This window comes from Pseudomonas sp. BN414 (genome assembly GCF_029871275.1).
GTDB classification, from domain to species: domain Bacteria; phylum Pseudomonadota; class Gammaproteobacteria; order Pseudomonadales; family Pseudomonadaceae; genus Metapseudomonas; species Metapseudomonas resinovorans_C.
Genome location: NZ_SSOL01000079.1, coordinates 132,584 through 151,979 on the forward strand (window position 1 = coordinate 132,584; position 19,396 = coordinate 151,979).

At 65.3% G+C, this 19,396-nt stretch carries 15 protein-coding genes; 9 read left to right on the forward strand and 6 right to left on the reverse strand.

What is annotated here, in order from left to right:
- Window positions 1–23: 23 nt before the first annotated feature.
- Window positions 24–878: a PhzF family phenazine biosynthesis protein gene (locus tag E8E95_RS28465; RefSeq protein ID WP_280355647.1), complete on the reverse strand. Its 855-nt coding sequence runs from the start codon at window positions 876–878 to the stop codon at window positions 24–26.
- Between the two features lie 56 nt (window positions 879–934).
- The gene (locus tag E8E95_RS28470) at window positions 935–1,369 is read right to left on the reverse strand and encodes a DUF411 domain-containing protein (RefSeq protein WP_179061115.1); all 435 of its coding nucleotides are present in this window, start codon (window positions 1,367–1,369) and stop codon (window positions 935–937) included.
- A 139-nt stretch (window positions 1,370–1,508) separates the two neighbouring features.
- On the opposite strand from E8E95_RS28470, the gene E8E95_RS28475 reads away from it, so the two are divergent.
- Window positions 1,509–1,895 carry a DUF4345 domain-containing protein gene (locus E8E95_RS28475; protein WP_280355651.1) on the forward strand — a complete coding sequence of 129 codons (387 nt, stop codon included), beginning with the start codon at window positions 1,509–1,511 and terminating at the stop codon, window positions 1,893–1,895.
- A gap of 75 nt (window positions 1,896–1,970) precedes the next feature.
- On the opposite strand, the gene E8E95_RS28480 is transcribed toward E8E95_RS28475, so the two are convergent.
- The gene (locus E8E95_RS28480) at window positions 1,971–2,903 is read right to left on the reverse strand and encodes a LysR family transcriptional regulator (protein ID WP_280355652.1); all 933 of its coding nucleotides are present in this window, start codon (window positions 2,901–2,903) and stop codon (window positions 1,971–1,973) included.
- A gap of 195 nt (window positions 2,904–3,098) precedes the next feature.
- On the opposite strand from E8E95_RS28480, the gene E8E95_RS28485 reads away from it, so the two are divergent.
- From E8E95_RS28485 to E8E95_RS28495, 3 genes are all read left to right on the forward strand, one after another.
- Window positions 3,099–5,441 (forward strand): TonB-dependent receptor, encoded by a 2,343-nt coding sequence (locus tag E8E95_RS28485; RefSeq protein ID WP_280355654.1) that lies wholly within the window; start codon window positions 3,099–3,101, stop codon window positions 5,439–5,441.
- 154 nt (window positions 5,442–5,595) lie between these two features.
- Entirely contained in the window at window positions 5,596–6,930 is a 1,335-nt protein-coding gene (locus E8E95_RS28490; RefSeq protein WP_280355656.1) for an aryl-sulfate sulfotransferase, read from the forward strand.
- A gap of 83 nt (window positions 6,931–7,013) precedes the next feature.
- Window positions 7,014–8,729 carry an aryl-sulfate sulfotransferase gene (locus E8E95_RS28495; protein ID WP_280355658.1) on the forward strand — a complete coding sequence of 572 codons (1,716 nt, stop codon included), beginning with the start codon at window positions 7,014–7,016 and terminating at the stop codon, window positions 8,727–8,729.
- Between the two features lie 221 nt (window positions 8,730–8,950).
- On the opposite strand, the gene trmA is transcribed toward E8E95_RS28495, so the two are convergent.
- Together trmA and E8E95_RS28505 are read right to left on the reverse strand one after the other, a co-directional pair.
- Window positions 8,951–10,048 (reverse strand): tRNA (uridine(54)-C5)-methyltransferase TrmA, encoded by a 1,098-nt coding sequence (gene trmA / locus E8E95_RS28500; protein ID WP_280355660.1) that lies wholly within the window; start codon window positions 10,046–10,048, stop codon window positions 8,951–8,953.
- Window positions 10,048–11,340 carry an NCS2 family permease gene (locus tag E8E95_RS28505; RefSeq protein ID WP_280355662.1) on the reverse strand — a complete coding sequence of 431 codons (1,293 nt, stop codon included), beginning with the start codon at window positions 11,338–11,340 and terminating at the stop codon, window positions 10,048–10,050. The genes trmA and E8E95_RS28505 overlap by 1 nt, the downstream gene beginning before the upstream one ends.
- A gap of 195 nt (window positions 11,341–11,535) precedes the next feature.
- On the opposite strand from E8E95_RS28505, the gene E8E95_RS28510 reads away from it, so the two are divergent.
- Window positions 11,536–12,102 carry a DJ-1 family glyoxalase III gene (locus E8E95_RS28510; RefSeq protein ID WP_077525140.1) on the forward strand — a complete coding sequence of 189 codons (567 nt, stop codon included), beginning with the start codon at window positions 11,536–11,538 and terminating at the stop codon, window positions 12,100–12,102.
- Between the two features lie 139 nt (window positions 12,103–12,241).
- On the opposite strand, the gene E8E95_RS28515 is transcribed toward E8E95_RS28510, so the two are convergent.
- Window positions 12,242–13,450, reverse strand: a complete 1,209-nt coding sequence (locus tag E8E95_RS28515; RefSeq protein WP_280355665.1) for an MFS transporter — start codon at window positions 13,448–13,450, stop codon at window positions 12,242–12,244.
- A gap of 293 nt (window positions 13,451–13,743) precedes the next feature.
- On the opposite strand from E8E95_RS28515, the gene E8E95_RS28520 reads away from it, so the two are divergent.
- From E8E95_RS28520 to E8E95_RS28535, 4 genes are read left to right on the forward strand one after another with little or no spacing between them, the layout of a single operon-like run.
- Window positions 13,744–16,572 carry a xanthine dehydrogenase family protein molybdopterin-binding subunit gene (locus tag E8E95_RS28520; protein ID WP_280355667.1) on the forward strand — a complete coding sequence of 943 codons (2,829 nt, stop codon included), beginning with the start codon at window positions 13,744–13,746 and terminating at the stop codon, window positions 16,570–16,572.
- The gene (locus E8E95_RS28525; protein ID WP_077525137.1) at window positions 16,565–17,104 is read left to right on the forward strand and encodes a (2Fe-2S)-binding protein; all 540 of its coding nucleotides are present in this window, start codon (window positions 16,565–16,567) and stop codon (window positions 17,102–17,104) included. Before E8E95_RS28520 ends, E8E95_RS28525 begins: the two co-directional genes overlap by 8 nt.
- 2 nt (window positions 17,105–17,106) lie before the next feature.
- A complete protein-coding gene (locus E8E95_RS28530) occupies window positions 17,107–18,327 on the forward strand; it encodes a cytochrome c (RefSeq protein WP_280355670.1) in 1,221 nt (406 codons plus the stop codon).
- Window positions 18,328–18,342: 15 nt separating this feature from the next.
- The gene (locus E8E95_RS28535; RefSeq protein WP_280355672.1) at window positions 18,343–19,314 is read left to right on the forward strand and encodes an XdhC family protein; all 972 of its coding nucleotides are present in this window, start codon (window positions 18,343–18,345) and stop codon (window positions 19,312–19,314) included.
- Window positions 19,315–19,396: the final 82 nt, after the last annotated feature.

The following is a 19,396-nucleotide window of genomic DNA, read 5'->3' on the forward strand; positions in this document are numbered from 1 at the left end:
GCCGTCCACCGCCAGCCCGGTCGTCAGCCCAGCTCTACCGGAGTGGGCAGCAACCGGGCATGAGACAGCAACTGGACTTCCCCTCCCACCAGTGCATTGCCGGCTGCGGTGACGCAGACGTCAAGCCGGCTCGGACGGCCAAGGAAGCGTCCCTGGGCCAGGGTAAAAGGCGTGTCGGCGGGCTCCAGGCCCTGGGCCACGCGCCAGGCCGCAACCGGACCGGCGGCGCTGCCGGTGGCAATGTCTTCCACCACGCCCAGCGGGTCCCAGGTCCGGCCTTCGCGGGCGTCGACGTCCATCAGGAATACGAAGGCCGCATCGATGCCGGCCAGGGCGTCGTCCAGGAGTTCGCGCTGTTTTGCGCCGGCCAGCCCGGTAGCGGTCACCGGCAACAGCAGATAGGGCAGGCCCGTGCTGACCACCTGGGCCGGGTAGCGACGGTCGCGCTCGCTGCCGAAAGCGGCGGCGAAGGCATCGGCGGCGGCGTCGTCCAGCACCTTGCCGAATGCCGCGGGCCCCTGGTCCATCTCGGCGTAGAAGCCCTTGCCCTGGCGGCGAGTGGCAATGCGCACCTGCTTCTCCGGCAGGTGCAGCGACCAGTCTGCGTCGGACTTGCCGCCGTGCAGGTGATGCAACAGGGCGGCAGCGCCGAGGATCGGGTGACCGGCGAAGGGCAGTTCCTCTTCCACGGTGAACACCCGGGCGGAGAAGGCATTGGGGGCGTCCAGCGGAGTGAGGAAGATGGATTCGAACTGCCGCAGCTCGCGCGTCAGCTCCTGCATCGCCGTGGCGCTGAGGCCGCTGGCATCAGGAAAAACCGCCAGTCCGTTGCCAGCCAGGACCCGTTCAGCGAACACATCGACTTGCCAATATTCCATTTCAGGCTCCAGAAAAAAACGGCCGCATCAGGCGGCCGTCGACGAGATGCTGCTCTTCAGCGAGCAGGATACTCGCTGAGTACGCTCAACTTGCCACCCTGGGCGACGCCGACCACCTGGTAGGCATCCTGCTTGTCACCCATTTCCATGCCGGGCGAACCCACGGGCATGCCGGGCACGGCGGCGCCGAGCAGGTCGGGGCGCTCGCGCAGCTTGAGCACATCGCTGGCCGGCACATGGCCTTCGACGAATTTGCCGTCCACCACCCCGGTATGGCACGAGCCGAGCTGGTAGGGCACGCCGACGCGCATCTTCACCGCCGCCATGTCGGTTTCCTCGTGATCGCGTACCTGGATGCCGTTATCCCGCAGGTGGCTGATCCAGGCCTTGCAGCAACCGCAGTTGGGGTCGCGGTAGACGTCCATGGTGATGGGCTCGGCGGCTTGGGCGATGCCGGCGAAGAGGGTGGTGAGCAGGAGGAGGGAACGCATGTGGACTCCTTGCGGCCAGGCGGGCCGGAGACAAAGAAAGGCAGCATAGCGCCGCGTCTTCGGCCGCCCAAGCACAGCTCTGTATCAGACTATTCCCAAGCGCCTATGCTCAATCCTGACCGCGTTGCGAGACCTGGCGATGCTCTTCACCCGCGTCCTGTTGGGCCTGCAGGCCCTGATCCTTGCCGTCTTCGGACTGGCCTACTTCATTCGACCGGAAGAAATGGCGAGCCTCAGCGGCATGTTGCTGATGGACCCTTCGGCGGTCACCGATGTGCGTGCCTGGTACGGTTGCCTGCCGCTGGGCATCGCCGCGTTCCTCCTGCTGTCGCAGCTGCGCCTGCAACTGGCTCGAGCCGCGCTGGACCTGCTGGTGCTGGTCTATGTCGCCCTGGCCCTGGGGCGGGTCAGCGGCCTTTGGCTGGATGGCAGCCTGGGGCAGACCTTCAACCTCTACGCATTGCTGTTCGAAGTGGTGTCGGCGGGCCTCGCCTTCGCCGCCCTGCGCAAGCTGGATGGCGCTTAGGGTCTGCCGTCGTACTTGTAGGAGCGAGCTTGCTCGCGAACCTCTTGACCCGACTTTTCGCGAGCAAGCTCGCTCCTACATAAGAAGCTGTGTTGCACCGGGGATTTCATCACACTCGATCACCCGCTCCACCAGCGCCCGCGCATGGGCCGACAGGTCGTAGCCCACGCGGCTGACGATGCCATAGCGCGTGTGGCATTCCTCCAGGTCCTCGGGCAGGTCGACCACATCCAGCTGCACCAGCGCACCGGCGTCCAGATAGGGCCCCAGGTTGCCCTGGCCGGCGATGCCGATGGCGTTGGAGTTCAGCACCACGTTAAGCAGGGCGTAGCCGTGTTCGCATTCCACATTGGGCGCGAAATCCTGGCGGCCGCTGTAGTCGACCAGCACCTTGCGGATGTTCGGCGGGCGGAAGGTCGTGGCCAGTGGGTACTGGAAGATGTCCGCCACGCGCACCTGATCGCGCTCGGTCAGTGGGTGTCCGGCGCGGCAACAGAAGTGCCAGCGCTGGGGTTTGAGCTTGTGCACCCGGTAATCCGGATCAGCCTCGAAATGGCGGGTATCGGCAACGAAAAACTCGATTTCTTCGCTGACCAGGCGACGGTTCAGCTCCTGCCAGCTATCCACCTGGAATTTCACCCGTACGCCGGGATAGTCGTTTACGAAGCGCCCGACCGCCCGGGGAATCAATTGGGCGGCCGGCGCCGGCCCGCAGCCGAAGCGCACCAGTCCGGCGGCCAAGCCGTTGAACTGGCTGATCTCGTTGACCAGGTTGTGCGCGCCGTGCACCAGGCGGCGCGCGTGTTCCAGCACCAGCAAGCCCTGCCGGGTGGGGTCCAGGTCCTTGCTGGCGCGGTCCACCAGGCGGCAGCCGACGTTGTGTTCCAGCGTCTGGATGCTGCGGCTGAAGGCCGATTGCGACAGGTTCACCGCAGCGGCGGCAGCGATGAAGCTGCGGTGCTCGGCAAGCGCGATGAAGTGGCGGAGTTGGCGAAGGTCGATATGCATTTTCTACATTAAAAGATTCGGTGAAATGCAATTGCTGCTCGGGGTGTCGATCCTTATAAATGCAATTACTTATTTCTAAAACTAAGAAATAAAACTATTTAAATTCTTTTTAGATATATGTGATTTGCCGCCCGATCGCGATTCGGTTCCGCCAACGGAAGTGCTCGCCAAGGCCATCGACCTTAGGAGCACTGCATGTCCCGACTTATCCACTCGCCGACGCGAACGTTGGCTCATCTGAAACCCCTAGCCCTGGCCGTGCTGCTGGCGGGTGCCGGGCTCGCCCTGACAGCCCAGGCTGAAGAGAACAGCAGCGCCCAGGCCAAGGCGGAGCAGGACACCCAGCTCGGCACCGTCACCGTCAATGCCCGTCGCCGTGAGGAAACCGCCCAGAGCGTGCCCACGCCCATCAGCGTGCTCGGCGGCGAAACCCTGGAGCACCAGCGCGTGTACCGCGTGCAGGACCTGCAGCAACTGGTCCCTAGCACCAACGTCTCCTACGTGCATGCCCGCCAGTCGAGCATTTCCATCCGTGGCCTGGGCAACAACCCGGCCAGCGACGGCCTGGAAGGCAGCGTTGGCGTCTATCTGGACAACGTCTACCTCGGCCGGCCCGGCATGGCGGTGTTCGACCTGCTCGACGTGGAGCAGCTCGAAGTCCTGCGCGGCCCGCAAGGCACCCTGTTCGGCAAGAACACCACGGCCGGGGTGATCAACATCAGCACCCGCAAGCCCACCTTCACCACCGAACGCAGTCTCCAGGCTTCGGTGGGCGAGGACGGCTATTGGCAGACCCTGGGCAGCGTCTCCGGCGGCCTCACCGAAACCCTCGCCGGCCGTCTGACCGCCTACCAGACCGAAGACGACGGCTATGTGAAGAACGTCTTCAACGGCGAGGACCTCAATGGCGGCAAGCGCCAGGGCTTCCGCAGCCAGTTGCTGTTCGAACCGAGCGAAACCTTCAACCTGCGCTGGATTGGCGAGTACAACGAGGAGGACTCCAACAACGGCATCCTCACGCTCTACAGCACTGGCCCGACCATCAACGGCGTCAACCGCTACGAGCGCCTGGCCGCACAGGCCGGTGCCACGCTGGTGTCCGGCAAGGACCGCAAGGTCAACTTCGACTCCGACCAGCAGGTGACGGTTTTCCAGGGCGGCACCTCGGTGGAGGCCAACTGGACCCTGCCGAATGACTTCACCCTGACCTCCATCACGGCCTACCGCTGGTGGGACTTCACTCCGCGCAACGATGACGGCCTCAACGTTTCCGCGTCGATCAATGCCGGCGTCTCGGTGCGCGACAAGCAGTACTCCCAGGAATTTCGCTTGGCCTCGCCCACCGGCGGTGCCTTCGACTACGTGCTGGGCGCGTACTACTTCAAGCAGGACCTGGATAACCACTCCTTCAACTTCTACGGGCCCCAGGCGGACATCTGGAACTCCACGCCCGCCGGCGCCCTGGCCAATGTCACCAGTGAAGGCGATGGCCATATCGATACCGACAGCTACGCGCTCTTCGCCCAGGGCACCTGGCACCTGACCGAGCGCCTGGATTTCACCGCCGGTATCCGTGGCACCTACGAAGAGAAGAGCGCCTGGGTCGACCGCGACGCGCCGCTCGGTGGTGCCGTTGTCAGCGGAGCCGCCGCCACCGCGCGCCAGGGCCGGGTCGGCGCTTTCGAGTCCGGTGACCTCAACCAGTACAGCTTCAGCCCGTCGGGCCTGCTGTCCTTGAGTTACAAATTCAACCCCAATGTGCTGGGCTACGCCTCGCTGTCCCATGGCGAGAAGTCCGGCGGCATCAACCTGACCGTCGGTGCTGCACCGCGCCTGGGTACCGATTCCCTGCTGGTGGGCACCGAGCGGGTCAACAATGCCGAGCTGGGCGTCAAGAGCACCCTGCTGGACCACCGCCTGCTGCTCAACGCCAACCTGTTCTGGGCCGATGTGCATGGCTACCAGGCGAACGTCTACGACCAGATCAACCGCGTGCAATTCCTCGCCAACGCCGGCTCCGTGCGTTCCCGTGGCCTGGAGTTCGAGGCCACCGCACTGCCGATCCGTGGCCTGACCCTGAACTTCAACGGTTCCTGGAACGACGTCCGTTACACCGAATACAAGGACGCCCCGTGCCCGCCGGAGGTGAGCTTCGCCAACCCGGCCGCCACCTGCGACCTCACCGGCCACCAGGTGGTAGGCGCCTCCAAGTACATCGCCAACCTCAACGGCGAATACAAGTGGCAGCTGGCTGACCGCGTCGAACCCTACGTCACCGCCAGCTACGCCTTCCGCTCCAAGGCTGTGGGCACCATCGATGACTCCGACTTCGGCCAGCTCCCCAGCTACGCCGTGGTCAATCTCTCCGGCGGCGTGCGCCTGGACCAGGGCGATGGCGTCCTCGACCTGTCTCTCTGGGTGAAGAACGTCGGCGACAAGACCTACTTCACCAGCCTGTGGAACTCCGCCAACGGCGGCTACGCGGGGGTTTTGGGAACCCCGCGGACCGTGGGCGCCACTGCCCGCTACGACTTCTGAACCGGCTCAGGGCCGCTGCGCGTCGGCCAGGCTGCGTTGGAAACAGCATCGGAATGCTCATTTAGCGGCCTAAACTCCGCTTCCTCTGCTGTTTCCGCCTTGCCTGGCTCTAGCTCGCTAGCCCTGAGATCGGTTCCTAACTGAGGAACCTGCAATGAAACTCAAGACCCTCGGCCTCGCGGCCGCCCTGGTCGCCGGCCACGCCGTCGGCGCCCCCAGCGTCTACCCCACCGGGGTGACCCTCTACGACCCGGCCAAGGCCTGGAACGGCTATGTGATCTTCAGCTCGCCGGACAAGCAAACGCGCCTCATCGACATGAACGGCAACGAAGTGCGGCACTGGAACAACGCCGGTTTCCCCGCCGCGCTGATCGACCCGAAGAACAATGGCGGCAAGCGCGGGCACCTCTTCGTGCAGCTTGAAGAGGTGAAGGAACCGAGCAAGCTCGCCTCCGCCGGCAATGGCCTGCGCAACAAGACAGTGGGTGAGCTGGACTGGAGCGGCGAGGTCGTCTGGCAATGGGGTGACAAGGCGCCGGGAGGGGCCGCCCAGCAGCACCACGACCAGCGCCGGCTGGCCAACGGCAACACCCTGGTGCTGGCCAACCAGCTGCATGTCGTGAAGGGATTCAGCGTGCCCCAGGTGATCGATGACGTGATCTACGAGGTCACGCCCTCAGGCAAGGTGGCCTGGAGCTGGACGGCCTCGCAGCACCTGGAGGAGTTCGGCTTCACCGTCGAGCAGCTCAAGCTGGTGCGCGCCAGCAAGAACCCCGATGTGCTGCACGTCAACAACCTCAGCGTGGTCGGGCCGAACAAGTGGTTCGACGCCGGCGACAGGCGCTTCCATCCGGACAACCTGCTGATCGATTCCCGCGAAGGCAACTTCATCGCGATCATCGACAAGGCCACCGGCAAGGTCGCCTGGCACCTTGGCCCGAACCTGCCCAAGCTCAATGCCTACGCACCGGCCACCGTGCCGCGCCCGGTGGACCAGTTCTCCGGCCAGCACGACGCCCACATCATCCCTGAAGGCCTGCCGGGTGCCGGCAATCTGCTGGTGTTCGACAACCAGGGCGAGGCCGGTTACCCGCGCGTGCCGCTGAGCCTGCTGGGCGGCTCGCGGGTACTGGAGATTGACCCGGTGAAGGGCGAGATCGTCTGGCAGTACAGCGCCGCCGACAGCGGCCAGCCGGGCTGGGCCTTCTTCAGCGCCTTCATCAGCAGCGCCCGGCGCCTGCCCAACGGCAACACCCTGATCGACGAAGGCAAGTTCGGCCGGGTGTTCCAGGTGACTCCGGCGGGCGAGATCGTCTGGGAGTACGTCAGCCCATACTTCGGCAAGGCCCCCGTGGGCAACGCCCGTAGCAACTGGATCTACCGCGCGCTACCGGTCCCCTACGACTGGGTGCCCGAAGGCACGCCGCGCTCCGAGCAGGCTGTCACGCCGCCCGCCCTCGACCAGTTCCGCGTTTCCACCCACCTCTGAATCCGACCCGGCACCTGCTGCTTTTCTGTGGGTGCGAATTCATTCGCAAAGCGCCCCGCAGGGGCGCCCTGGAGAACCTGAAGATGAACGCCAAAACCGAAACCCCAGCCATCCCCGAAGGCGCCTGCATCACCGCCAAGGTCCCCGAACGCGGCACTGCGCTGCTTGGCGATGTGGTGGTCAACCCCTACAAGCTGGCGCCGCTGACCGCCATCATCCGCGACGGCGGCCAGGCCATCAGCAGTGCTCACGTCCGCGTGCTTGGCCGTGGCGAGCGTGGCGTGGACATCGCCTACGAAGTCTCCGAACGCTCGCTCTGGACCTACGGCGGCATCCCGGTATTTGGCCTCTACCCGGACCACGTCAACCAGGTGGAGGTGACCTACAAGCTCGCCGGCGAGCGCATCCGCGAGCGCTATCAGGTCTACGCCCCCGCCGTGCGCCTGCCGGTGGTGGCCAACCAGACCGCCGCGCTGCCGCTGGTGGAACCGATCAAGGTGGCGCCCGGCTTCGAGCATCGCCTGTACCTGTTCAACCACCTGCTCGGCGATATTCCCGGCGGTCGCGCTTTCAAATGGAACGCTCTGGGCGGCGCTGCCGAATGGGACCAGGTGGGCAACAACTGGATCGCCGACAGCAACGGCGATGTGCGCTGGTACCTGGATATCGAGCAGATCCACGATTCCGGTCGCCGCGATGGCCTGGGCGGCACCATGGGCTTCCAGCAGACCCGCGACGGCAAGCTGATCTGGGGCCAGGGTCAGACCTATTCCAAGTACGACCTGCTGGGTCGCCGCGTGTGGCAACGCGCCCTGCCGGACAAGTTCGCCGACTTCTCCCACGAGATCCGCGAAACCCCCAACGGCACCTACCTCCTGCGCGTCGGCACCAGTGACTACCGCCGCCCGGACAGCAAGCGCGTGCGCTCGATCCGCGACCACATCATTGAAGTCAACGAAGCCGGCGACGTGCTGGACTTCTGGGACCTGAACCAGATTCTCGACCCCTATCGCGGCGAGCTGCTGGAAACCCTCGGCAAGGCCGCGCTCCAGCTACCGGAAGGTGTGCAGAAGCAGGACAGCACCGCTGCCAACGAGCTGCTCGAAGGCGACCTGCCCTTCGGCGATACCCCCGGCGTCGGCACCGGCCGCAACTGGGCCCACGTCAACGCCATCGACTACGACGCCAGCGACGACAGCATCATCATTTCTGCCCGCCACCAGGGCGTGGTGAAGATCGGGCGCAACAAGGAGGTGAAATGGATTCTCGCCTCGCCCCAGGGCTGGCCGGAGCGCCTCAAGTCCAAGGTGCTGATCCCGGTTAATGCCAAGGGTGAAGCGCTCGCGGAGGAAGGCGGCCTCTATGCCGAGGGCTTCGACTGGTCCTGGACCCAGCACACGGCCTGGCTCACCGGCAAAGGCACGCTGAGCGTGTTCGACAACGGCTGGGGCCGCAACTTCGCGCCGACCAAGCTGGCCGGTAACTACAGCCGCGCGGTGGAGTACCGCATCGACGAGGCGAAGGGCACGGTCGAGCAGGTCTGGGAATACGGCAAGGAGCGCGGGGACGAGTGGTACAGCCCGGTGACTTCGGTCGTCGAATACCGGGCCGACAAGGACACCCAGTTCATCTACTCGGCCTCGGTGGGCTTCCTCACTCCGGAGAAACTCACCACCACCGTGCTCAACGAAGTGAAGTGCGGCACCCAGGAGGTACAGATCGAGCTCAAGGTGAGCAGCCGCCAGCCGGGTAGCGTGGGCTATCGGGCGTTGGTGATTGATCTGGCGAAGGCGTTCTGACGGCTACGCGCTCTTGTAGGTTGGTGCAGAGCGAAGCGAAGCCCAACGATGCCAGGAATACCGAGCGAGGTTTGGCTACCCTCATCCGAACGCGGCCCGCCCCAGCCCCTCTCCCAAGGGGAGAGGGGTGACTCACGCCGGTCAGTCCCAGCACGGACCGCCCCCTCTCCCTCTGGGAGAGGGTTGGGGTGAGGGTGTTCGATTCCGCTCCGGCCATCAACCTACGAGCGTCGCTCCAACAACACACCCGACTCCATGTGGTGGGTGTAGGGGAACTGGTCGAACAGCGCACAGCGCACCACTTTGTGGGTGTCGCTGAGCTGCTGGATGTTCGCCGCCAGGGTCTCCGGGTTACAGGAGATGTAGAGGATGCGGTCGAAGCGACGGGTCAGTTCGCAGGTGTCCGGGTCCATGCCGGCGCGCGGCGGATCGACGAAGACATTGCCGAACTCATAGCCTTTGAGGTCGATACCGGCCAGGCGGCGGAAGGGTCGGACCTCGTTCAGTGCCTCGGTCAGCTCCTCGGCGGACAGGCGCACCAGGGTGACGTTATCCACAGCGTTGTCGGCCAGGTTGGCCAGGGCGGCGTTCACCGAGGTCTTGCTGATCTCGGTGGCCAGCACCTTGCGCACGCGGGTGGCCAGCGGCAGGGTGAAGTTGCCGTTGCCGCAGTACAGCTCCAGCAGGTCGTCCTGGCGCTCGCCCAGCACATCGAAGGCCCAACCGAGCATCTTCTGGTTCACCTCGCCGTTGGGCTGGGTGAAGGCACCCTCCGGCTGGCGATAGCGGAACACGCGGCCAGCGACGGTCAGTTCTTCCTCGACAAAATCGCGGCCGATGACGATGCGCTTGCCCTTGGAACGGCCTACCAGGCTCACGCCCAGTTCGGCAGCGAGCTTCTCGGCTTCGGCCTGCCAGGCCTCGTCCAGCGGGCGGTGGTAGCAGAGGGTGATCAGAGCATCGCCGGCCAGGGTGGTGAGGAACTCCACCTGGAACAGCTTGAACGACAGCACCTTGCTCGCCTGCCAGCCGGCTTTGAGAAGCGGCATCAGTTCGTTGATGCGGCGGCTGGCAATGGGGAAGTCCTCGATCAGGATCGGGGTGAACTTGTCGCCGGCCTCGAACATCGCGTAGTGGCGAGTCTCGTTGCCGGTTTCGCGCCACAGGCGGAACTCGGCGCGCAGGCGGTAGTGTTCGCGGGGGGATTCGAAGACTTCCGGTTCCGGGGCGTCGAAGGGCGCCAACAGCGCCTTCAGGCGCTGCGTCTTCTCGGTGAGCTGGGCGGCGTAGGCCGCCGGGTCGAACTGGGGACGACTCATCAGTGGAAGAAACCCATCTTGATAACGAAGAGCACGGCGAGGATCACCAGCGCCGGGCTGAGTTCCTTGTAGCGGCCAGCCAGGGTCTTGATCGCGGCCCAGGCAATGAAGCCGAAGGCGATGCCGTCGGCGATGGAGTAGGTGAACGGCATCGCCAGGGTGGTGATCAGGACCGGTGCGGCGGTGGTCAGGTCGTCCCAGTCGATTTCGGCCAGGCCCGAGGCCATCAGCACGGCGACGAAGAACAGCGCCGGCGCAGTGGCGAAGGCCGGCACGCTGCCGGCCAGCGGCGAGAGGAACAGTGCCAGCAGGAAGAGTACCGCCACCGTCAGGGCGGTGAGGCCGGTACGACCGCCGGCGCTCACGCCCGCCGCGGATTCGATGTAGCTGGTGGTGGTGGAGGTGCCCAGCAGGGAGCCGCCCATGGCCGCGGTGGAGTCGGCGATCAGCGCGCGGCCCATCTTCGGCATGTAGCCGTCAGCGCGCATCAGGCCGGCCTTCTTGGCCACGGCGATGAGGGTGCCGGAGTTGTCGAACAGGTCGACGAAGAGGAAAGCGAAGATCACGCTTATCAGCCCGATTTCCAGTGCGCCCGCGATGTCCAGTTGGAGGAAGGTGGGCGCCAGCGACGGCGGCATGGAGAAGATGCCGCCGAACTGGGACACGCCCAGCGCGATGCCGGCGATGGTCACGGTGAGGATGCCGATCAGCACGGCGCCGGTGACCTTGCGGGCTTCGAGGGCGACGATCAGGAAGAAGCCGAGCACGGCGAGGATCGGCTCGGGCTTGGTCAGGTCTCCGACTGTCACCATGGTCACCGGGTGGGCGGTGACGATGCCGGCTTTCTGCAGGGCGATCAGGCCGAGGAACAGGCCGATGCCGGCGGCGATGGCCGAGCGCAGCTCCAGCGGGATGCTGTTGATGATCCATTCGCGGATCTTGAAGATCGACAACAGGAAGAACATGCAGGCGGAGAGGAACACCGCGCCCAGGGCCACCTGCCAGGTGTGCCCCATCTGCAGCACCACGGTGTAGGTGAAGAAGGCGTTCAGCCCCATGCCGGGAGCCAGGGCGATGGGGTAGTTGGCGATCAGCCCCATGACGGTCGAGCCGATCGCTGCGGCCAGGCAGGTGGCGACGAACACCGCGCCCTTGTCCATGCCGGTCTCGCCGAGGATGGCCGGGTTGACGAAGAGGATGTAGGCCATCGTCAGGAAGGTCGTCAGACCGGCCAGGATCTCAGTGCGCACATTGGTGTCGTGCGCCTTGAGTTGGAACAGCTTTTCCAGCATGTGTGGGCTCCCCGTGACGCATTGCGTCGTTGTCATTCAGCTGGCGAAAAGCAAAGCACAAATGCACGGCACACGCGGGCGCCATGGACTTTTCTCTGCCAGTCTGAAAAAAGGCGCGCATCATACCAGCTCACCCGGGAGCGGTGAATTTATGACCGGACGGACAGCTTCGGTTTCCAGGAACAGGAGAATGCCATGCATACCCAACCTCAACTCCAGGCCCTGATCGCCGTTGCCGAAGGCGTGGAAGACCTGGAGACCGTGACGCTCATCGACGTGCTGCGGCGCGCCGAAATCAAGACGGTGGTGGCCAGTATCGAAACCCGCCGCATGATCACCCTGGCCCGTGGCACCCGCCTGACCGCCGACACCATGTTGCTCGACGTGCTGGCCCAGGATTTCGACCTGATCGTGCTGCCCGGCGGCATGCCGGGCGCGCAGCGCCTGGGCGAGCATGAGCCGCTGGGCGAAAAGGTCCGCGAGCAGGCGAAGGCGGGCCGGTTCTTCGCCGCCATCTGCGCCTCCCCGGCCATGGCCCTGCAACCCTTCGGCGTCCTGCGCCAGCGCCGCATGACCTGCTACCCGAGCTTCAGCGACCGCCTGTCCGGCTGCACCTTCGTCGACCAGCCGGTGGTGGTGGACGGCAACTGCATCACCAGCCAGGGCCCCGGCACCGCCCTGGCCTTCGCCCTGACCCTGGTTGAGCAGCTGTGCGGCAAGGCCAAGCGCAACGAAATCGCCAAGGCGATGTTGGTGTCTTGATCGGGACGAGGTAGCTCTTGTGGGGGCGATTTCAATCGCTAGGCAGGACGAAGTCCTGCTCGACGGATGTTGAGGGGGGCAGCTGCGCTGCCCTTAGCGAATGAATTCGCCCCCACAAGTAAACGCACCCGGGATGGACTCAGTGCAGCTTGTCCCGCTTGGCCAGGCTCGGGAATAGCTTCATCCACAGCCCGGTCACCATCAGCGTACCCACGCCGCCCATGACCACTGCCGGAACCGTGCCGAACCAGGCGGCGGTGACGCCGGACTCGAACTCACCCAACTGGTTGGAAGCGCCGATGAACAGGCCGTTCACTGCGCTGACCCGGCCGCGCATCTCGTCCGGGGTATGCAACTGCACGAAGGCGCCGCGAATCACCATGCTGATCATGTCCGCCGCGCCGAGCACCGCCAGCACCGCCAGGGAGAACCAGAAGGACGTCGACAGGCCGAAGGCGATGGTCGCCACGCCGAATATGCCCACCGAAGTGAACATGATCCGGCCGACATTGCGCTCGATGGGGAAGCGCGCCAGCCAGAAGGACATCAGCAATGCACCGACCGCCGGGGCGGAGCGCAGCAGGCCAAGGCCCCAGGGGCCGGTGAGCAGGATGTCTTTGGCGAACACCGGAAGCAGGGCGGTAGCGCCACCCAGCAGCACGGCGAAGAGGTCCAGGGAGATGGCACCCAGGATGTCCGGGCGGCTGCGGATGAAGCGGATGCCCGCCAGCAGGTTTTCCAGGTTGGCCGGGGCCTTGTTGGCCTGTTGCTGGCTGCTGGAGAGGCCCAGCATCAGGAAGCAGGCGGCTATATAGAGGGCTGTCGTCAGTCCGTAGACCCACAGGCTGCCGAAGGCGTAGAGCAAGCCGCCGAGCGCCGGCGCGACGATGGTCGCTGCCTGCATGGCCGAAGCCGAGGCGGCCACCGCACGGGGGAAGAGCTCCTTGGGCACTACGTTAGGCAGCAGCGCCTGGGTGGCCGGCATCTCGAAGGCGCGCGCGGCACCGAGGACGAAGGCCATGAGGAAGATCAGTTCGCGGCTGGCGCTGTCAGTGGCGCTGGCGAATACCAGCGCACCGGCCACCAGGGCCTGGAGTACCTGGCAGATCGCAGCGACGCGGCGGCGGTCGAAGCGGTCGGCCACATGCCCGGTGTGCAGCATGAACAACACGCGCGGCAGGAACTCCACCAGTCCAACCAGGCCGAGGTCGAGCACGTTGCCGGTGAGCTCGTAGATGTGCCAGCCGATGGCGACGGTGATCATCTGGAAGCCGCTTGCCGTACAGACGCGCGCGAACCAGAAAGCCAGGAAGGGGCGGTGATGACGTAGGAGGAGTGCCTGGGACATGTCCGAAAATGCTTAGGTTGCTATCGGTGTCGCAGCCTAGCACGGCGCCTGAAACATGCGGTTGCATTTGCCGAACAAAGCGTTCGATCAGCGCGTCGTCTCTCAGAAGTTTCTGACCAAAGAGACAGATTTTCCCTTTGTCTCTGTCAGTGATTTCGTTAGAATTTGACTCTCAAGTCAGATTAATCCCTCCGACTACTCTTCATTATTGCGACCCCTTCTCCCGGATGGGTCGACAACCGTGTTTTGCACAAAGAAAAGCGCCGGCCAACGCCGGTCGATGAGGAACGGGCATGTCCACTCCTGAGTTATCCCGCCGCGCCTTCCTGCAAGGCAGCGTCGTCGCCGGCATCGGCATCACCCTTGCCCCCTTGGGCAGCAAGGCTTTCGCCGCGCTGTTCGAAGAGCAGGTCACTCGCACCCCTGAGCCCTGGTACACCGCTGGCGGCCAGGCCCGTGGACGGATCGACGGCGTCAGCAAGGTCTGCGGCGGCAAGGTGTTCGCCCGTGATATCCGTGCCAAGGACATGCCCGGCTGGCCGCAGCAGCAAGGCCATGCGCTGCTGCTCAAGACCACCCGCGCCGACCACCTGTACCAGGGATTCGACCTGTCGATGCTGGGCGATGAGCTGAAACCGGATCGCGTGGTGACCGCCGCCGACCTGGCGCGCGACGGCATTGCCTTCCCCGAAGGCCACAGCCCGGACCCCTTCCTGCCGGAAGGCCAGGTGCCGATGTTCATCGGTCACCCGGTTGCGCTGCTGATCTGGAAGGATTTCGACCGCTACCGTCGGGCGAAGAACATTCTCAAGTTCAATGAGAAGGTGGTGCGCTACGGCGCCCAGGCTCCGCTGTACCAACGCGATCCCTACGGCAGTTTCCGCTTCGTGCGCGTGGGCGGAGCGTCGGCCTTCGAGCCGGATACCTTCTCCAGCCTGAAGGACAGCATGCTGTTCCCGCTGATCCGCGAGCGCAAACCCACCTGGGGCGCCGGCAACCCGGCGGGCGACCTGACCGCCCAGGGCATCTACCACGCCGAGCAGATGCAATCGAAACTGGCCAATCCGCCGGAAGGCTGGATGGTCTTCGACGAGCGCTTCAAGACCCAGTCCATCGAGCCCGCGGCCCTGGAAGCGGACAACGGTAACGGCTGGTACGACCCGGCCACCGGCACCCTGCATTTCGTCGTGGCCACCCAGTGCCCCTTCGAAGTGGCCGAGCAGACCGCGCACATGCTGGCGCCGTCGAGCTTCAAGGTCACGAAGCTGAACATGCACCCCGGCTACACCGTGGGTTACGGCTCCAAGGACAACAACATCTTCGTGTTCTACGCCGCCCTGGCCGCCATCTACGGCGACGGCGTGCCGGTGCGCCTGGCCAATGACCGCTACGAGCAGTTCCAGAGCGGCATCAAGCGCCACCCCTTCGACATGCACTACCAGTTGGCCGTGAAGAAGGACGACCTGTCGTTCCAGATCTTCCGCGCCCACATGGACGTCGACGGTGGCGGACGCATCAACTACAGCCCCTCGGTAGCCGCCGTGGGGGCCACCGCCGCGCAGTCCATCTACTACCTGCCGCAGAGTGACCTGGCCGCCACTGCCTACCACTCCCGTGGCGTCGAAGCCGGTTCCATGCGTGGTTACGGCACCCTGCAGACCATGGCCGCCACCGAAATGATGGTGGATGAAGTGGCCCAGCGACTGGGTGTCGACCCCATCGAGCTGCGCCGCAAGAACGTCTTCAAGTCCGGCATGAAGAACACCCAGGGCGCCATTCCTGCCGGTGCCCTGCGCCTCGAGGAAATCCTCGACAAGGCCGCCCAGCACGACGTCTGGAAGAACCGCGACGCGCGCAAGCGCGAGGAAGAGGCGAAGGACCCGGACAACTACTACGGCGTCGGCTTCGCCATCTGCCAGAAGGACTTCGGTACCGGCTCCGAGGCGCCGATGGCGAGCGTCGAGTTCACTGCTGACGGCCGCGTGACGCTGCGCCAGATCGCCATCGACATGGGCACCGGCATGGCCACCTCCCAGGCCCTGCTGGTCGCCGACTACCTGGGTCGCCCGGCACATGAAATCCGCACTGGCGTCACCGAATGGTCCGAACTGGCCCTGACTACCAGCGGCAACCCCTACCTGATCAGCCAGTCCGAGCAGGATGCCGCGCTGAAGAACCCGCGTTGGGTCGGCAAGTTTGCATCGCCGTCCTCGGCGACCAACTCGGCCTACTACTCCGGCCACGGCACCCGCGAGGCGGCGCGCATCCTCTTCAACCACGGCCTGTGGCCTGCGGCGCTGGCTATCTGGGGCCGCGGCGAGTTCGGCGGCATGGCCAACCCTTACGTGGTGCGCCGTGAGGACGCCAACTGGGTGGAAGGCAAGCTGACCGCCAACGGCCTGCCGCCGATTCCGTTCGAGCTGCTGGCGCACAAGGCCCATGAGCTGGGCCTGGTCACCGGCGTCAGCGTCCACGGTTTCAACCGCTGGGCCTGGGCCGAGGGCGAGTTCGAGATCGACGGCAAGCGCGACACCTTCCCGCTGGACGCCGTGGCCGTGAAATACGGCGACGGCGCTGCCCAGGAGAAGAAGGCGAAGATGACCAGCCACGGTTTCCACCTGCTGGATCGCACCGCCATCACCTATCCGCCGACCCAGCTGAACAATGCGATGGTCACCTATTACAGCCCGGTGGCGACTCTGGTCGAAGTGAAAGTGAACAAGGGCAGCGGTGAGGCGCGGGTGATCAATCACCATTCCTGGCTGGAGTGCGGCCGCGTCATCGTCCCGGAACTCGTGCGCGGCCAGCTCGAAGGCGGCATCGCCATGGGCATCGGCCATGCACTGCTGGAAGAAATGCCGCTGTACGAGGGCGGCCCCGGCGAAGGCACCTGGAACTTCAACCGTTACCAGCTGCCCCGCGCCAAGGACTGCGCAGTCTGGACACAGACCGCCGAAATCCTCCCGCCGCTGTCGCCCAGTGACCCGGCCAAGGGCATCGCCGAAGTGGTGATGATTCCCGTGGTCGGCGCCATCGTGAACGCCGTGGCCCACGCCACCGGCAAGCGCCTGCGCGACCTTCCCCTGACCCCGGCCCGCATCAAGGAGGCCCTCCATGGCTAAGCGCGCCCTCAGCATGACCCTCAACGGCCAGGCCGTCGGTCCCTTCACCGTGGACGACGACCTGATGATGATCGAGTTCCTCCACGAACACCTGAACCTCACCGGCTCGCGTCTGGGCTGCGGCCAGGGCATCTGTCACGCCTGCGTGGCGATCCTCGACAAGCCGGACGGCACCAGCGAGGAAATCCGTACCTGCATCACCGGCGCGCACTTCTTCGATGGCAAGAAGGTGCGCACCATCGAAGGCCACGCCAAGCGCGACGCCAAGGGCGAAGTCACCGAGCTGAACCCGATCCAGCAGAAGTTCATCGACCAGTTCGCCTTCCAGTGCAGCTACTGCACCCCCGGCTACGTCAACGCCGCCACCGTGCTGGTGGAAAAGCTCCAGCGCCAGCCGGTCAAGCGCAGCGAACTGGAAGGGGAGATCGAACATGCCCTGGGCAACCACATCTGCCGCTGCACCGGCTATGTCCGCTACTACAACGCCGCGCGCGAAGTCGTAGAAGGCCTCGGCCTGGTCAAGGAGGGTTGAGGATGCGTGCGTTTCTCCTCGCAGCATTGCTGCTGCCCCTGACCGCCCAGGCCGCTGACCAGCCGGCGGACAAGGCCCTGATCGAGCGCGGCAAGTACCTGGCCCGCGCTGCCGACTGCGTGGCCTGCCACAGCATCGAAGGCGGCGCCGAGTACGCCGGCGGCCTACCGCTGGTATCGCCGTTCGGCACCATCTACGGCACCAACATCACCCCGGACAAGGAGCACGGCATCGGCAACTACAGTGCCGAGGAGTTCTTCAAGGCGGTGACCCAGGGTGAGCGCAAGGACGGCGGCAAGCTCTATCCCGCCATGCCGTACACCTCCTACCACCTGCTCAAGCGTGAAGACTCCGACGCCATCTACGCGTACCTGATGAGCCTGGAGCCCATCGCCAAGCCTAGCCCGAAGACCGACCTGGCCTTCCCGTTCAACGTGCGCTTCGGCATGACCTTCTGGAACATGCTCTACAAGAATCGCGTGCAGCTCGAACCGGCCGACGGCAAGGGTGAGGAGTGGCAGCGCGGTCAGTACCTGGTGGAAGTGCTCGGCCACTGCGGCGAATGCCATACCCCGCGCAACGCCGTTGGCGCCTTGCAGCAGGATATGCGCATGACCGGTGGCGTGATCCTCGGCTACGAGGCGCCGAGCCTGCTGGCCAAGGACCTGGCCGAACGCGGCTGGACCACCGACGACCTGACCACCTTCCTCAAGCACGGCATCAGCGACCAGGGCTCGGTATTCAACGAGATGTACCCGGTGCTGCACCACAGCACCCAGTACCTGCCGAAGGACGATCATCGCGCCATGGCCACTTACCTCTTGGGTGAGCAGCCGCCGACACCGCGCAAGATCGCCGCGGTGGCCGACTCCGTGCTGGGCGAAAGCGCAGCCCGTGGCCGTCAGGGTTACCTCAACGTCTGCGCCGGTTGCCACGGTGTAGCGGGGGAGGGCGTGCCTCATGTGGCGGTTGCCATGAACGGCAACACCACACTGCGCCTGGCGGATTCGCGCAACCTGCTGCGGGTGATCGACGACGGCATTCGCGAACAGCAGTTCACCGGCTTCGAGCGGATGCAGCCAATGCCCGGCTTCAGGGATAAACTCGACGACGGCCAGATGCGCGACCTGCTCAACTACCTGCGCCAGACCTGGGGCGGCCTCGATGGCGAGGTGAGTCCGGAGCGGGTGGCGGAGCTGCGCAGCGAAGTCCAGTCCCACTGACAGCGAGCACCCTCGATGCAACACCTGGATCTGCTGGTGGTACGCAAGGCCCTCGAATGGTCGGCTTCCGGCCAGCGCGTGTGGCTGTGCACCGTCCTGGCCACCTACGGCTCGGCGCCTCGCGCGCCGGGCTCGCTGTTGGCGGCCACCGCCGACGGCCACTGGATAGGTTCGCTGTCCGGCGGCTGCGTGGAGGATGACTTCCTCGAGCGCCTGGCCGCAGGCGCTTTCCCCGAACCGGTGCAATTGGTGCGTTACGGCGACGGTAGCGATACCCAGTCGTCGATCCGCCTGCCCTGTGGCGGAATTCTCGATGTGTTGGTGGAAAACCTGCCCTCCGACTGCGACGTCCAGGCCCACCTGCGCGAGCTGGAAAGCGCGCTGGCGGGCCAGCGCCGGCTGATTCGCGAGGTTTCCCTGCCCGATGGTGCGCGCCGTCTCCTGCCGGATCGCGAGCACGGCCCGCGAGTAGAGCGCCAGGGCGATCTGCTGCACCTGCGCGTGGGCGCCGCCCAGCGCCTGCTGCTGGCGGGTTATTCCACGGTGGCCCAGGTGTGCGCCGAGTTCGGCCAGAGCCTGGGCTTCGAAGTGGTGCTCTGCGACCCGCGTGACGAGGCGCTGCAAGGCGTCGAGCTGCCGGGTGTGGAAATCCGCCGCGAACTGCCCTCGGAGTTCATCCGCCTGGGTGGCTGCCATGCCGATACCGCCGTGGTCGCCCTGACCCACGATCCGAAGATCGACGACCTGGCGATGATCGAAGCAGTGCGCACCGAGGCGTTCTACATCGGCGTGATGGGCTCCATGGCCACCAGCGCCAAGCGCATGGAACGCCTGCGCCGGATCGGCGGCCTGAACGAGGCGGAACTCGCCCGCATCATCGCCCCCATCGGCCTCAACCTGGGCAGCAAGACCCCGTCCGAAATCGCCTTGGCGGTGCTCGCGGATATCCTGCGGGTGCGCAATGGGATTGCGCGGGAAAGGGTTTGACGGCGGCTACCCGGCCTTGTTTTTTTGTGGGGGCGAATTCATTCGCTATGCAGACCGCAGGTCTGCCCTGTGTGAGATTGCA